General features: G+C 71.9%; 15 protein-coding genes. 9 read left to right on the top strand and 6 right to left on the bottom strand.

Annotated elements, in window-relative coordinates; translation table 11 throughout:
- On the bottom strand, positions 1–590 hold a 590-nt coding region (locus PV363_RS09885; RefSeq protein WP_301022239.1), incomplete at its 3' end, for an FAD-binding protein.
- A 73-nt stretch (positions 591–663) separates the two neighbouring features.
- Here PV363_RS09885 and PV363_RS09880 point away from each other — a divergent pair.
- On the top strand, positions 664–942 hold the full coding sequence (locus PV363_RS09880) for a DUF2277 domain-containing protein (protein ID WP_301022238.1): 279 nt from the start codon (positions 664–666) through the stop codon (positions 940–942).
- Here the strand turns inward: PV363_RS09880 and PV363_RS09875 are convergent.
- Together PV363_RS09875 and msrA are read right to left on the bottom strand one after the other, a co-directional pair.
- Positions 939–2,012, bottom strand: a complete 1,074-nt coding sequence (locus PV363_RS09875) for an alpha/beta fold hydrolase (RefSeq protein WP_255559601.1) — start codon at positions 2,010–2,012, stop codon at positions 939–941. The genes PV363_RS09880 and PV363_RS09875 overlap by 4 nt on opposite strands.
- Before the next feature lie 4 nt (positions 2,013–2,016).
- A complete protein-coding gene (gene msrA, locus PV363_RS09870; RefSeq protein ID WP_220343781.1) occupies positions 2,017–2,652 on the bottom strand; it encodes a peptide-methionine (S)-S-oxide reductase MsrA in 636 nt (211 codons plus the stop codon).
- A 114-nt stretch (positions 2,653–2,766) separates the two neighbouring features.
- Here msrA and PV363_RS09865 point away from each other — a divergent pair, with 114 nt between their 5' ends.
- Positions 2,767–4,113 carry an HNH endonuclease signature motif containing protein gene (locus PV363_RS09865; RefSeq protein ID WP_301022237.1) on the top strand — a complete coding sequence of 449 codons (1,347 nt, stop codon included), beginning with the start codon at positions 2,767–2,769 and terminating at the stop codon, positions 4,111–4,113.
- Positions 4,114–4,130: 17 nt separating this feature from the next.
- On the opposite strand, the gene PV363_RS09860 is transcribed toward PV363_RS09865, so the two are convergent.
- Positions 4,131–5,243 (bottom strand): zinc-binding alcohol dehydrogenase family protein, encoded by a 1,113-nt coding sequence (locus PV363_RS09860; protein WP_301022236.1) that lies wholly within the window; start codon positions 5,241–5,243, stop codon positions 4,131–4,133.
- A gap of 22 nt (positions 5,244–5,265) precedes the next feature.
- On the opposite strand from PV363_RS09860, the gene PV363_RS09855 reads away from it, so the two are divergent.
- From PV363_RS09855 to ilvA, 4 genes are read left to right on the top strand one after another with little or no spacing between them, the layout of a single operon-like run.
- The gene (locus PV363_RS09855) at positions 5,266–6,432 is read left to right on the top strand and encodes a glycerophosphodiester phosphodiesterase (RefSeq protein ID WP_301022235.1); all 1,167 of its coding nucleotides are present in this window, start codon (positions 5,266–5,268) and stop codon (positions 6,430–6,432) included.
- A gap of 60 nt (positions 6,433–6,492) precedes the next feature.
- Positions 6,493–7,650, top strand: a complete 1,158-nt coding sequence (locus PV363_RS09850) for a cystathionine gamma-synthase (protein WP_220343784.1) — start codon at positions 6,493–6,495, stop codon at positions 7,648–7,650.
- The gene (locus PV363_RS09845; RefSeq protein ID WP_301022234.1) at positions 7,647–9,050 is read left to right on the top strand and encodes an AI-2E family transporter; all 1,404 of its coding nucleotides are present in this window, start codon (positions 7,647–7,649) and stop codon (positions 9,048–9,050) included. Before PV363_RS09850 ends, PV363_RS09845 begins: the two co-directional genes overlap by 4 nt.
- 45 nt (positions 9,051–9,095) lie before the next feature.
- The gene (gene ilvA / locus PV363_RS09840; protein ID WP_220343785.1) at positions 9,096–10,313 is read left to right on the top strand and encodes a threonine ammonia-lyase; all 1,218 of its coding nucleotides are present in this window, start codon (positions 9,096–9,098) and stop codon (positions 10,311–10,313) included.
- 81 nt (positions 10,314–10,394) lie between these two features.
- On the opposite strand, the gene greA is transcribed toward ilvA, so the two are convergent.
- On the bottom strand, positions 10,395–10,907 hold the full coding sequence (gene greA, locus PV363_RS09835) for a transcription elongation factor GreA (RefSeq protein WP_220343786.1): 513 nt from the start codon (positions 10,905–10,907) through the stop codon (positions 10,395–10,397).
- A gap of 92 nt (positions 10,908–10,999) precedes the next feature.
- Positions 11,000–11,401: a DUF4307 domain-containing protein gene (locus PV363_RS09830; RefSeq protein ID WP_220343787.1), complete on the bottom strand. Its 402-nt coding sequence runs from the start codon at positions 11,399–11,401 to the stop codon at positions 11,000–11,002.
- Between the two features lie 68 nt (positions 11,402–11,469).
- Here PV363_RS09830 and mca point away from each other — a divergent pair, with 68 nt between their 5' ends.
- The 3 genes from mca to PV363_RS09815 all read left to right on the top strand — a co-directional run.
- On the top strand, positions 11,470–12,321 hold the full coding sequence (gene mca / locus PV363_RS09825; protein WP_220343788.1) for a mycothiol conjugate amidase Mca: 852 nt from the start codon (positions 11,470–11,472) through the stop codon (positions 12,319–12,321).
- Between the two features lie 21 nt (positions 12,322–12,342).
- Positions 12,343–12,546, top strand: a complete 204-nt coding sequence (locus PV363_RS09820) for a hypothetical protein (RefSeq protein WP_220366118.1) — start codon at positions 12,343–12,345, stop codon at positions 12,544–12,546.
- 114 nt (positions 12,547–12,660) lie between these two features.
- On the top strand, positions 12,661–13,583 hold a 923-nt coding region (locus PV363_RS09815), incomplete at its 3' end, for a hypothetical protein (protein ID WP_301022233.1).

The following is a 13,583-nucleotide window of genomic DNA, read 5'->3' as shown; positions in this document are numbered from 1 at the left end:
GGGAAGTGCCGGAGCGTCAGGTCGTACGGCCGGAGCTGGTCCTCGAGGTGCGGGCCGAGGACGCCGGCCTGGATCCGGGCGGCACGGCTGGTCCGGTCGACCTCGAGCACCTGGTCCATCGCGCTCACGTCGAGCGACACCGCGCCGGCGAAGTCACCGTCGAGCCGCGGCGCGACGCCGCCGACCACGGAGGTGCCGCCCCCGTACGGGACGACGGCGACGTCCGCGCCCGAGCACCAGTCGAGGATGGCGACGACATCGGCCTCGGTGCGCGGCCGGAGCACGAGGTCGGGCGCGTTCGCGAGGTCGCCCCGGAGGTTGCGCACGATGTCACGGAACGCCTTGCCGTGGGTGTGCGCGGCGCGGTCGACGGGGTCGACGGAGCAGAGGTGGTCCAGCGACGGCGGTGGGGTCACCCGCCGGGCGGGGAGGAGGTCGTCGTCGACGACAGGTGGGGCGTGAACGGTGAGGTCCTGTGACGGCATCAGCGCGGCCGTACGGCTGACCAGCGCGTCCGTCTCACCCGAGTCGAGCGCCTCCTCGAGCGTGCCCCATCCCCACCACGATCGCGTCGCACCGTCGCTCACCATGGCGGGCGACTCTACGGCACCGGGTGGCGCCGAGGCCGTGACGAGGTCCGCCCGGCGGCGTAGCGTGGACGACATGTGCCGCAACATCCGGACCCTCCACAACTTCGAGCCGCACGCGACCGACGACGAGATCGAGGCCGCGGCGCTCCAGTACGTCCGCAAGGTCAGCGGGATGACCAAGCCGTCGCAGACGAACGCCGAGGTGTTCGAGCAGGCGGTGCGCGAGATCGCGCACGTCACCCAGCACCTCCTTGCCGACCTGGTCACGCAGGCGCCGCCCAAGGACCGCGAGGTCGAGGCCGAGAAGGCCAAGGCGCGCGCCGCCAAGCGCTACGCCTCGATGGCGGGCTAGCCCATCTCGGTCCGCAGGAAGCGCACCGTGCGCCGCATCGACTGCGGCCACTGCGGCCCGAAGGCGTGTCCTTCTCCGGCGTACGTCACGAGCTCGACATCCTTGCCTGCGCGCTCGAAGGCCGCGGCGGTCTGCTCGGACCAGCGCGGAGGGCAGGTGTCGTCGGCGGTCCCGTGCAGCATCAGCAGCGGCTCGGTCACGCGGTCGACGTAGGTCCGGGGAGACACCTGCTTCCAGAAGCCCGGGGCATCTTCCGGCGAGCCGTGCCGGCGGACGATCTGGCGGGCCACCTCCGGGCGCTCGGCGGCCGTCCAGCGTTCGTAGTTGTCGACCGTGTCGCTGCTCACGGACGCGAACACGACCGCGGCGTCGACGAGCCCCGGCTTCGTGACGAGGACGTTCTGGACGACGCCTCCCCCCATCGAACGGCCGACGAGGCCGACGCGGTCGCCGTCGAGGCGCGGGTCGCCGGAGCGGCGGACGGCGAGGACCGCGTTGATGACGTCCTCGGTGTAGCCGAGCCGGAGGTCGCGCTCGGCGGTCGGGTCGTCGTCCGAGCCGGCGTGGTTGCGGTAGTCGACGTGGAGGACGGCATACCCCGCGCGCGCGAGGTAGTCCTGCTCGCGCGTCATCCCGCGGCCGCTGGTGTAGACGGCCGGGTCGATGTAGCCGTGCGCCAGGATCAGCACGGGGAACGGGCCACGACCCCGGGGGACGACGAGGATCCCCGAGATCCGGAGGTCGCCGCTGCGGTAGGTGACCGCACGCCGCGTGTAGGCCTCGGTGGTGGCGAGCGTCTCCCCGAGACGCAGCGCTCGGCCGTCGTACTCCTTCGCCATCAGCGCCGGGAGGGACACCGGGCTGCCGGCGGCGGGGAGTGCGGGCGTCGCGGTGGGGTCGGGCCGGTCGGCGGCAGACGGCTCGGAGACCGACGGCTCGGAGACCGGCTCCGTCGTGGCGCCGGGCGGTGACGACGGAGCCGTGTCGCCGGTCGTCCGCTCGCTGGTGCACGCCGCGGCCGCCACAAGGGCGACCGCGGCGACCACCGTGCGGACCGGCGCTCCCTGCATGCGATCAGCTCGTGGCGTACGCGATGCCGGTGGAGTGGTTCGGGCAGTAGCCGAACGGGTTCTTCACGAGGTACTGCTGGTGGTAGTCCTCCGCGTACCAGTAGTCGCCCAGCGGCCGGATCTCGGTGGTGATCTCGCCGTAGCCGGAGGCGGTCATCCGCTTCTGGTACGCCGCGCGCGACGCCTCGGCCTTCTCGAGCTGCTCCGGCGTGGTCGTGTAGATGACCGAGCGGTACTGCGTGCCACGGTCGTTGCCCTGCCGCATCCCCTGGGTGGGGTCATGGTTCTCCCAGAAGACCCTGAGCAGGTCGTCGAAGGAGACCTTGGCCGGGTCGTAGATCACGCGGACGACCTCGGCGTGCCCGGTGCGGCCGCTGCAGACCTCCTCGTACGTGGGGTTCTTGGTGAAGCCGCCGGCGTAGCCGACCGATGTCGACCAGACTCCCGGCACGTTCCAGAAGGTCTGCTCCTCACCCCAGAAGCATCCGAGACCGAAGACGACGGCCTCGTAGCCCTCCGGTGGCTCGGTCATGATCGGCGTGCCGAGCACGAGGTGCTCGTCACCGACCGAGAACGGACGGGCCTCGCGGCCGGGAAGGGCCTGGTCGGGGGAGATGAGGTGAGTCTTGAACGAGAACATCTGTTTCCTCCTCGGGTGCTCCACCTACAACCATGCCTGCCGCTTCAGTGTTCCCGATCTGACCGGTGGACAACGTCCTCACCCTTGTCGCTCGTCCGCGCTAGAATCGAACACATGAGCGATCCGATGACAGAGCTCCTGCTCACCGGCCTGCTGGAGCGGGTCGGTGAGGCGGCCGCGGCCGCGCTCGCACGGATCGACGCCGCCGAGGAGGAGGCGGTGGCCGCGGGTGCCGGTGCGGTGGAGGCGGTGGCCCTGTGCGAGGTCATCGTGCGCATGGCGCAGGCGTGCCAGACCGACGCGGTCGCCGACCTCGACGTCCGTCGGCGGGAGGTGCTCGGTCCGCACACCGACGAGCGGGAGGTCTGCCGGTCGTTGTTCGCCGAGATCGGGCTCGCGCGCCAGGCCTCGGCCACCGCCGGGGAGTCCACCTACCGGCTCACCCGCGACCTGGAGCACCATCCGGCAGCCCGCAGACTCCTGCAGGACGGCGTCGTCAACCAGTCCGTCGTCGCCGCGGTCTGCCGGGAGACGGTCTACCTTGCTCCGGACCAGCGCGCCGAGGTCGACGCCGAGCTGGCGCCGTTCCTGGCCGTGCTGGGTCCTCGGCGTGCCGCCGCGGCCGCCCGGCGGCTGGTCATCGAGAAGGACCCGCATGCTGCGTTCGTGCGGACGGTGCGCGCTCGCGACGAGCGCCACGTGCGGCTGCGACCGGAGCTCGACGCGATGGCAACCCTGTCGATCTGCGCACCTGCGGCACAGCTCGCCCCCGTGTGGGAGCGGCTCGACCACGAGGCGTCGGCCCGTCACTCCGACGGAGATCCCCGCACCATCGCGCAGCTCACCTCCGACCTTGCCGTCGAGCGGCTCGCCGGGGCCTCGGTGACCGCCGACGGCGCGCTCGCCATCGTCACCGAGATCGGCGTGCTGATGCGCCCGGAGACGCTGTACGGCACCGACGACGTGGCCGCGGTGCTCCGGGGCTACGGGCCGGTGCCCGGTGAGCTCGCGCGTCGCCTCGCCTCGGGAGAGCAGGGGTGGGTGCGCCGATTCTTCACGCGACCCGACGGTCACGGCCTTGAGGCCGTCGATCCCCGTCGGCGTCGCTTCCCGGCCGGCGTCGCTCGGCTGGTCCGGGCCACCGACGAGCTCTGCGCCCGTCCGTGGTGCGAGTGCCGTGTGCGCGAGATCGACCACACGACCCCGTATGCACGCGGCGGAGAGACGGTGCTCGACAACGCGCAGGGGGTCTGCCGCACCGACAACCTCCTCAAGGAGACGCGAGGGTGGCGGGTCGACCGCGACCACGCCAGGAGCCTTACCTGGACGACGCCCACGGGTCGGCGTTATGTGTCCGCGGGCGCGGTGGGCGGTCCGGTCAGGCCATTCGGCCCTGGTGAGGACCGGTGGTCTCCGATGGAGGACCGGCTACGGCACCTCGTCACCGTCTCCAGGACCTGACAGGTGCAGCAGCCACCTCACGGCACGAGCACCGCCGCGCCGTCGAAGCGACCTGCCTTGAGGTCTCGCAGCGCGGAGAGTCCCTCCTCGAGGGGGTACGGGTGGGTCGTCGCTCGGACCCCGTGACGGACGGCGAGATCGAGGAAGACCCGTCCGTCGTCGCGCGTGTTGGCGGTGACCGAGCGCAGCTCCTTCTCGTAGAACAGCTCCGACTCGTAGACGAGAGGGGGCGTGTCCGAGAGGTGGATGCCGGCGACGGCGAGCACCCCGCCACGGTCCAGGGCACGCAGCGCCACAGGGACGAGATCGCCGACCGGCGCGAAGAGGACCGCGGCGTCGAGGGGTTCCGGCGGCGCGTCGTACGCGCCACCGGCCGAGGCCGCCCCGAGGTCCAGCGCGAGCCGCTGCGCCGCGGCGTCGCGCGTCAGCACGTGGACCGTCGCCCCGGCAGCGATCGCGACCTGAGCACACAGGTGGGCGCTGCCGCCGAAGCCGTACAGGCCGAGTCTTCCTCCCTCGGGGAGCGCGGCGCGGCGCAGGGCGCGGTAGCCGATGATCCCGGCACAGAGCAGCGGTGCCAGCGACACGGCGGCGACGTCGTCGGGGAGCCGGTAGGCAAAGGCGGCGGGGACCGTCGCGAACTCGGCGTAGCCGCCGTCGGCGTCCCAGCCGGTGAAGCGTCCGTACGGGCAGAGGTTCTCCGCTCCCCGCACGCACCAGCGGCAACGCCCGCAGGTGTGCCGCAACCACGCGATGCCGACCCGGTCACCGGTCGACCAGCCGTCGAGGGCCCCGCCGTGGACCCCGCCGCCGTCCCCGACGACCCGACCGACAACCTCGTGCCCGGGGACGACGCGGTGACGATGGACGGGCAGGTCCCCTTCCGCCACGTGAAGGTCCGTGCGGCACACGCCACAGGCCTCGACCCGGACGAGCAGCTCGCCCGGCAGCGGGGAGGGCAGCGGAACCTCGACGAGCTCGAGCGGTGGGTCGCCGCCACCGGCCACCGGCCCCGGCGACGTCACCCGCCACGCACGCATCACGTCGGGCAGGTCCCGGGCTCCGCCTCCGCCCTCCGGAGTTCGTCCACCGTTCATGCGCACCACCTCGGGGAGCTGCCGCGACGCCATCCGGGGACGCTGCGATGTCCCCATGAGAACACGTCGCACGACCATCCTCCTGGGGATCGCCGCCTCCCTCGTCGCGCCCGCGATCGTCGTCGCCGGCGGCCCCGCCGCCGCAGGCACCCCCGGCACGGCCACCGACCGACCCGACCGCGTGGCGGGCGCGTTCCACCACACGGCCCGCCTGCCTGTCGTGATCGCGCACCGCGGTGCGTCCGGCTACCGCCCGGAGCACACCATCGCCGCCTACGAGCTCGCGATCCGGCAGGGCGCGGACGTCATCGAGCCCGATCTGGTGATCACCAAGGACAAGGTGCTCGTCGCCCGCCACGAGAACGAGATCGGGGGCACCACCGACGTCGCCGACCACCCGCGGTTCAACGCTCGCCGCACGACCAAGACCATCGACGGCCGCCCGGTCACCGGATGGTTCACCGAGGACTTCACCCTCGCAGAGCTGAAGACGCTGCGGGCCAAGGAGCGGTTGCCGCTCGTCCGACCCGGGAACACCGTCTACGACGGCCGGTTCACCGTCCCCACCTTCGACGAGGTGCTCGACCTGGCGCGCAGGGAGAGCCTCCGCCGAGGCCGCCCCATCGGTGTCGCCCCCGAGACCAAGCACCCCACGTACTTCCGCTCGATCGGCAAGAACCTCGAGGACCCGCTCGTCCGAACCCTGGACCGTCGGGGTCTCAACCACCGCCGGTCGCCGGTCACCGTCCAGTCGTTCGAGACCGCGAACCTGCAGGCGCTCTCGAGGCGGCTGCGGGTCCCGCTCGCGCAGAACGTCAGTGCGTCGGGATCTCCGTACGACCACGTGGCGTCGGGAGACCCCACGACGTACGCCGACATGGTGACCCCGAAGGGACTTCGTGCCCTCTCCCGCTATGCCGACATCCTGAGCGCGGAGAAGGACGTACTGATCCCGCGGACCGCGGACGGCGCGCTCGCCGATCCCACGACCGTCGTGCGCGACGCCCACCGGAGCGGGTTGGACGTGTACGCCTGGACGTTCCGGGCGGAGAACCAGTTCCTTCCGGCCGACTTCCGCCGGGGCACCGATCCCCGTGCCCACGGCAACCTCCGCGGCGAGCTGCGGACCTTCTACGCCGCCGGGGTCGACGGGGTCTTCTCCGACTTCCCCGACGTGGCCGTCGCCGCACGATCGCGGCAGGGTGCGCTGCCTCACCGATGAGGTGACAGCGCCTGATCCGGCCATCCATGCGCCGTACCACGAACGGATACGCTCGCGGGTGTGAGCGACTTCGGTTTCGAGACACGGGCCATCCACGCGGGCCAGGACCCCGATCCCCGTACGGGCGCGGTGACGCCCCCGATCTATGCGACCAGCACCTACAAGCAGGACGGTGTGGGAGGGCTCCGCGAGGGCTACGAGTACTCGCGGAGCGCCAACCCCACCCGTACCGCCCTCGAGGAGTGCCTCGCCGCGCTCGAGCACGGCGAGCGCGGGTTCGCCTTCGCCAGCGGCCTCGCGGCCGAGGACACCCTGCTGCGCGCCCTGACCCAGCCCGGTGACCACGTGGTGATCCCCGACGACGCGTACGGCGGGACCTACCGTCTCTTCGACAAGGTCCACGCCCGCTGGGGCCTGGAGTACGACCCGGTCTCGATCTCCGACGTGGAGGCGGTCCGCGCGGCCGTCGTCCCGGGGACGACCCGGATCGTGTGGGTCGAGACACCGACCAACCCGCTCCTCGGCATCGCCGACATCCAGGCCCTCGCCGAGGTGGCGCACGCCGCCGACGCCTTGCTGGTCGTCGACAACACGTTCGCGTCGTCCTACCTCCAGCAGCCGCTCGAGCTTGGTGCCGACATCGTCGTGCACTCGACGACCAAGTACGCCGGCGGTCACTCCGACGTCGTCGGTGGCGCGATCGTCGTGCGCGACGCGGGGATCGGCGAGCAGATTTCCTTCCACCAGAACTCCATGGGTGCAGTCGCCGGGCCGTTCGACTCGTGGCTGGTCCTGCGCGGGCTCCGCACGCTCGCCCTCCGGATGGACCGGCACAGCGACAACGCGGAGCGCGTCGTGGCCTTCCTCCAGAGCCGACCCGAGGTGTCCCAGGTCATCTACCCCGGACTTCCCGAGCACCCCGGCCACGCGGTGGCCGCCCGGCAGATGAAGCGCTTCGGCGGCATGGTGTCCTTCCGGATGGCTGCGGGCGAGGGTGCCGCCCTCGAGGTCGTCGAGCACACCCAGCTCTTCACGCTGGCCGAGTCGCTGGGCGGCGTCGAGTCGCTGATCGAGCATCCCGGTCGGATGACCCACGCGTCCGCGGCCGGCTCCCCGCTGGAGGTGCCCGCCGACCTGGTGCGCGTCAGCGTCGGCATCGAGACGGCCGACGACCTCGTCGCGGACCTCGCGACGGCCTTCGAGCGGCTGGCGCGATGACTCCGGGCCGGAAGGACGGGCTCCCGCCCGACGGTGACGACGGCGCTGTCGGCGACGGGAGAGGCGCCGACGGCAACGGGGAGACCGTCGCGGCCGACGCGTCGCTGTCCGACGGGCCGTCGGTCGCCATCTCGTCCTCCCCGTCCCGTCGCGACCGCCTCGACGAGCTCGTGGAGCGGATGCGAGCGACCGCACGGCGCGATCTCGCGGCGCGGGACGACCGGGCAGGCGTCCTCGGCGATCCTGTCCCGACCTCGAGCCCGTACGCCGCGCTCCCTCCGGCCACACCTGCCGACGCGACCCCTCCCAACGTCCCGTACGGCATCGCGCTGGCCGCCTCGTGGGGCTGGCGTCTCATCATCATCGCCGCCGCAGGGCTGGGGCTCATGTGGCTGCTCGGCTTCTTCTCCGAGATCACCATCCCGGTCGCGATCGCGATCCTCGTCACCGCGCTGATCAGGCCCTTCGTCGACCGCTTCGAGCGGCTCCACGTGCCTCGGGCGCTCGCGACGCTGCTGGTGATGGTCCTGGGGATCGGCGCCGTCGTCGGGATGCTGACCCTGGTCGGGCAGCAGGTCTCCGCGCAGTTCGACGACCTGCGGACCAAGGTGGTCGACGGCCTGGAAGAGATCCAGGACTGGGCGCGCACCGGGCCACTCGGACTCAGCGACGCCCAGCTCAACGCCGGGATCGACCGCGTCACGGGCACCATCGAGGCGTGGGGGAGCAGCGGCACGGGGGTCGTCGACCGCGTCACCGAGCTGGGGACGACGGTGACCCACCTGCTCGCAGGGTTCTTCATCGTCTTGTTCGCGACGTACTTCTTCCTCTACCAGGGCGGTCGGATCTGGGACTGGGTCGTCCGGATCTTCCCGCGCAACGCCCGCAGCCCCGTCGACACCTCCGGACGCGTCGCCTGGGCCTCGCTGACGGCCTTCGTCCGCGCCACCGTGCTGGTCGCGCTCGTCGACGCGATCGGGATCGCCGGTGTGGCGTGGGGCCTCGGGGTGCCACTGGTCCTCGCGATCGCCACCCTCGTGTTCCTGGGTGCGTTCGTGCCGATCGTGGGCGCGTTCGTCTCCGGGCTCGTGGCGGTCCTCGTCGCGCTCGTGGCCCAGGGTCCGTGGACGGCGATCTTCATGCTGCTGGGCGTGATCGCGGTCCAGCAGGTCGAGGCCCACATCCTCCAGCCGTTCCTCATGGGGCATCTCGTGCAGCTCCACCCGCTGGCGATCATCCTCGCGATCGCCGCCGGCGTGACCGTCGCCGGGATCGTCGGAGCGCTGCTCGCCGTCCCGCTCGCGGCCTGCGTCAATGCGGTCGTACGCCACCTCTCGGAGCGTGGCGACCCGGCCAGGGTGGCGCCGGCGAGCGGCTCACCGCCGCTCGTCGCCGAGTAGCGGTCGACCGTCCGCCGCCCTGGTGCCCGTCCTAGGGTGGAGGCCATGACCGTCACCCTCGACGACGTCCGCGCGGCTGCGGCCCTCCTCACCGACGTGGCCGTACGCACGCCGATCGAGTCCTCGCGCCCGCTCAGCGCGCTCCTCGGACGACCCGTGCTGCTCAAGGCCGAGAACCTCCAGCGGGCCGGGTCGTTCAAGATCCGTGGCGCGTACGTCCGGATCTCCCACCTCTCGGCCCAGGAGAAGGCTCGCGGCGTGGTCGCCGCCAGCGCGGGCAACCACGCGCAGGGCGTCGCTCTCGCCGCCTCGCTGCTCGGGACCACCGCGACCGTCTTCATGCCGGAGGGGGCGCCGTTGCCCAAGCTGGCCGCGACCCGCGACTACGGCGCCCGGATCGAGCTCGCGGGAACGTCGGTCGAGTCGGCGCTCGAGGCCGCCCGCGCCTACTCCGAGCGCACCGGGGCCGTCCTCATCCACCCGTTCGACCACCCCGACATCGTCGCCGGACAGGGCACGCTCGGACTCGAGCTGCTGGAGCAGGTGCCTGACGCCTCGACGATCGTCGTTCCGGTCGGCGGTGGTGGACTCATCGCCGGCGTGGCGCTCGCCGTCCGCACGCTACGACCCGACGTCCGGATCGTCGGGGTCCAGTCCGAGCGCGTCGCCCCGTACCCGGTGTCGCTCGCCGAGGGACGGCCGACGTCGGTCGTCGCGCAGCGCACCATGGCCGACGGCATCGCGGTCTCGCTGCCCGGCCACGTGCCGTACGAGGAGATCGCGCGCTACGTCGACCGCATCGTCACGGTGACCGAGGAGGCGCTGAGCGAGGCGCTCCTGCTCCTGCTCGAGCGCGCCAAGCTGGTCGTCGAGCCGGCGGGGGCCGCCGGCGTCGCCGCGATCATGCAGCATCCCGAGCTCTTCGCCGACGACAGCGAAGGCCCGCTGGTGTGCGTGCTCAGCGGCGGCAACATCGACCCGCTGCTCCTGATGAACGTGGTCCGGCACGGCCTGGCCGCGGCGGGACGCTTCCTGTCGTTCCGTGTGAGGATCTCCGACCGGCCGGGCTCGCTGGAGATCCTCCTGAGGGTCCTCGCCGAGATGGCGGTCAGTGTCCTCGACGTGATCCACGAGCGGACGTCCTCGACCCTCGCCATGGACGAGGTGGAGGTGACGCTGAGCGTCGAGACTCGCGGGCCGGAGCACCGCTTCGCCGTCGAGCAGGCGCTGCGCGACCAGGGTTACGTGATCACCTACACCTGAGCCGGGGAGTGGGGAGACGCCGACGGCACCCGCGCCCTGGGGCGACGGGTGCCGTCTGCTCTGTCGGAGGCCGGTCGCGGGTCAGGCCACGTACGGCTTGGCGTCGACGATCTCGACCGTCAGCTCGCGCCCGTTGGGTGCGGCGTACGTCGCGGAGTCGCCGGCCTTCTTGCCGTTGATCGCCGAGCCGAGCGGCGACTGCGGGGAGTAGACCTGGATCTCGACCGAGGCGTCGAGCCCGAGCATCTCGCGGGAACCGAGGAGGAACGTCTCCGTGTCGTCGTCACCGGCGAACGTGATGGTCACGACCATGCCGGGCTCGACCAGACCATCGTCGGCGGGCGCCTCGCCGACCTCGGCGCGGCGCAGCATGTCCTCGAGCTGGCGGATCCGGGCCTCGGACTTCCCCTGCTCCTCACGAGCCGCGTGGTAGCCGCCGTTCTCGCGCAGGTCGCCCTCCTCGCGGGCGTCGGCGATCCTCGTCGTGATCTCCTGGCGAGCGGGGCCACGAAGATGGTCCAGCTCCGCCTGGAGGCGGTCGTACGCCTCCTGGGTGAGCCAGACCGTGTTCTTCTCTTCGTTCGACGTCGTCATGGGAAAAGCTCCTTGGATGTAACAAACCCCAGACGTCACGCCTGGGGCTGAACCTTGAGCCTAGCAACAGCCAGGCTCTCGGCCAAGCATCCTCAGTCGGCGAGGCGGCAGCTCACGACCGTCGCGGTCACCGCGCGGCGCTCGGTCGCGACCACGTCCCTGACCTGGATCTCGTCGGTATCGGTGCGGTCCACGCGGATGGTCGCCTCGCCCACGTACGAGTGGTCCTCGGCCTGCGCGGCCACCTCGCACAAGGCAGGGTCGCCCGAGGGGTGCAGCACGCGGACCGTCACCGAGATCTCGTGGTCGGAGAGCACCTTGTACGCGACGACGTCGGCCTGGAAGGAGTCACCGGCCTGGGCCTGCGCGACGAACCACGCCGCGATGACGCCGAGCGTCACGCCGACGGCGGCGATGACCGTCCAGGTGCGGCGGCTCAGCGTCCGGCGTTCTCCGTACCGGCTGGTGGAGAGAGCGGGGTCGGTCACGGGCATGCCACCATTGTGACCGAGCGACCCACACGACCCACCGGAGGACTGCTGTGCCGGACAACTTGCGCCTGATGCACGTCCACGCCCACCCCGACGACGAATCGAGCAAAGGGGCGGCGTCGACGGCGAGGTACGTCGCCGAGGGCGTCGACGTCCACGTCGCCACGTGCACCGGCGGTGAGCGCGGCTCGATCCTCAACCCGAGCTTCGACCACCCGGGGATCCTCGAGAACCCCGAGCTGATCGTCGAGATCCGGCGCGAGGAGATGGACCGGGCGCGAGAGATCCTCGGGATCAAGCAGGACTGGCTGGGCTTCGTCGACTCCGGGTGGCCCGAGGGCGACCCGCTGCCTCCGCTGCCGGAGGGATGCTTCGCCCTGGTGCCGGTCGAGGAGGCCGCGAAGCCGCTGATCGCGCTGATGCGGTCGTTCCGCCCGCACGTCGTGACGACGTACGACGAGAACGGGGGCTACCCGCACCCCGACCACATCATGTGCCACAAGATCTCGGTGTACGCGTTCGAGAAGGCCGGAGACGCCGACGCCTATCCCGAGCTCGGCGAGCCCTGGCAGCCCCAGAAGCTGTACTACCACCGGGGCTGGTCCCGAGCCCGCGCCGAGGCGATCGACTCGGCGCTGGAGCGGCACGGGCTCGAGCCGGTCTACCGCGAGCGGCTCAAGGAGTGGACGTTCGACCCGGACGAGGACCAGCGGCTCACCACGCGCGTCCCCTGCTCGGACTACTTCGGCGTCGCCGACGACGCGCTGCGGGCCCACGCCACCCAGATCGACCCCGACGGCCACTGGTTCGCGATCCCCCGGGAGGTCCGGGCCGAGGCGTGGCCCACCGAGGACTACGAGCTGGTGACGTCGTTCGTGGAGACGTCGGTGCCCGAGGACGACCTGTTCGCCGGTCTGCGCTGAGGGCGGGCGTAGGCTGGAGGCATGTCCACCGCTGTGCTCGCCGCCGCCGAGCAGATCAACTTCAAGCCTGCCGGCTGGGTCGCGCTCTTCATCATCCTCGCGCTGTGCGTGGGCCTCTACTTCCTCATGCGCAGCATGTCGCACCAGATGAAGAAGGTGGACTTCGACGAGTCGGCCACGGAGCGTCCTCGCCCGCCGGCCGAGGAGCCGCGCGACGACGCCTGACCGTCGGCCCGGGCCTCCGGGCAACAGCCACGGCCCCTGACCCTCTCCTGTGCACGATGGTCGAGTCGCCTGCCGATCTCCGGCAGCCCCGGGCGGCGCGTCGAAGGAGAGCACATGAGTGCACACACCCGTACGGGAGCCCTGATGGCGATGTCCGCCGCCGGGGCCCTGGTGGCGAGCCTGATGACCGTCGCCCCCGCGAGCGCTCAGGGCGCCAGCCCCGACGAACGCACGGCCGGCTCGGACGCCCGGCAGGCGACGACGCACATCGTCAGAGGGCTCGACAACGTCCGTCAGATCAGCTTCACGGCCTCCGGTCGGTTGCTGGTCAGCGAGGCCGGGCACGGAAGGTGGGGCCGCGGCGCCTGCCGTCCGGGCGGGACCTCGGATGCCGACTGCATCGGACGCACCGGGCGGATCCGGTCGATGACCGCCGCAGGCACGAAGCGGCGCACGGTCGCCAGCCGCCTCCCGTCCAACCGCACGGCGTTCGAGACCTTCGCCGCCGGTGTCGCGGGGGTCGATCGGCGGCCCGGTGGCTCGGTCTACGCCACGTTCAGCACGTACGCCCCCGGCAAGTACGCGGGCAAGGTCGTCCGTGTCACCAAGCGCGGGAAGCTGCGCGTCGTCGCCAGGCCGAGGTTCGACGGGCGACGCGCTGACCCCGGTGATGTCGTGGCGCTGCGCCGCCAGGTCCTCGTGCTCGACCACCTGTCGAACACGGTGCTCCGGCTCCGCAACGGCCGGCTGCGCACCTGGTACCGCGCCCCGCGGCCGGCCGGCGCGCCCAACGCTCCCGTCGTGACGGCCCTCTCGCACGGCGCGGACGGTCGTGTCTACGCCGTGGTCGCCGAGGAGGCGTCGGCCTATGCGCCGACGCGCGTCGTCCGGCTCAACGCCGCCGGACGGACGCTGCGCACCTGGGTGACCCCGCAGCCGGTCAGCGAAGCCACGGCGACGTCCGACGGCGTGGTGTGGGTCGACGAGATCGAGGGACCGATCCGGCGCGTCGACGGGGCCGGCCCGTCGTTCGCCGT

The organism is Mumia sp. (assembly GCF_028803055.1).
GTDB lineage: Bacteria > Actinomycetota > Actinomycetes > Propionibacteriales > Nocardioidaceae > Mumia.
The sequence above is the reverse complement of the archived record's forward strand: the minus strand, read 5'-3'. Positions and strand labels throughout refer to the sequence as shown.

Excerpts from the sequence above, each read along its gene's own strand:
- PV363_RS09830 (WP_220343787.1), bottom strand. The coding sequence starts at position 11,401 with ATGCCCGTGACCGACCCCGCTCTCTCCACCAGCCGGTACGGAGAACGC.
- msrA (WP_220343781.1), bottom strand. The coding sequence starts at position 2,652 with ATGTTCTCGTTCAAGACTCACCTCATCTCCCCCGACCAGGCCCTTCCC.
- mca (WP_220343788.1), top strand. The coding sequence starts at position 11,470 with ATGCACGTCCACGCCCACCCCGACGACGAATCGAGCAAAGGGGCGGCG.
- PV363_RS09865 (WP_301022237.1), top strand. The coding sequence starts at position 2,767 with ATGAGCGATCCGATGACAGAGCTCCTGCTCACCGGCCTGCTGGAGCGG.
- PV363_RS09820 (WP_220366118.1), top strand. The coding sequence starts at position 12,343 with ATGTCCACCGCTGTGCTCGCCGCCGCCGAGCAGATCAACTTCAAGCCT.
- PV363_RS09845 (WP_301022234.1), top strand. The coding sequence starts at position 7,647 with ATGACTCCGGGCCGGAAGGACGGGCTCCCGCCCGACGGTGACGACGGC.
- PV363_RS09855 (WP_301022235.1), top strand. The coding sequence starts at position 5,266 with ATGAGAACACGTCGCACGACCATCCTCCTGGGGATCGCCGCCTCCCTC.
- ilvA (WP_220343785.1), top strand. The coding sequence starts at position 9,096 with ATGACCGTCACCCTCGACGACGTCCGCGCGGCTGCGGCCCTCCTCACC.
- PV363_RS09860 (WP_301022236.1), bottom strand. The coding sequence starts at position 5,243 with ATGGCGTCGCGGCAGCTCCCCGAGGTGGTGCGCATGAACGGTGGACGA.
- greA (WP_220343786.1), bottom strand. The coding sequence starts at position 10,907 with ATGACGACGTCGAACGAAGAGAAGAACACGGTCTGGCTCACCCAGGAG.
- PV363_RS09875 (WP_255559601.1), bottom strand. The coding sequence starts at position 2,012 with ATGCAGGGAGCGCCGGTCCGCACGGTGGTCGCCGCGGTCGCCCTTGTG.
- PV363_RS09880 (WP_301022238.1), top strand. The coding sequence starts at position 664 with ATGTGCCGCAACATCCGGACCCTCCACAACTTCGAGCCGCACGCGACC.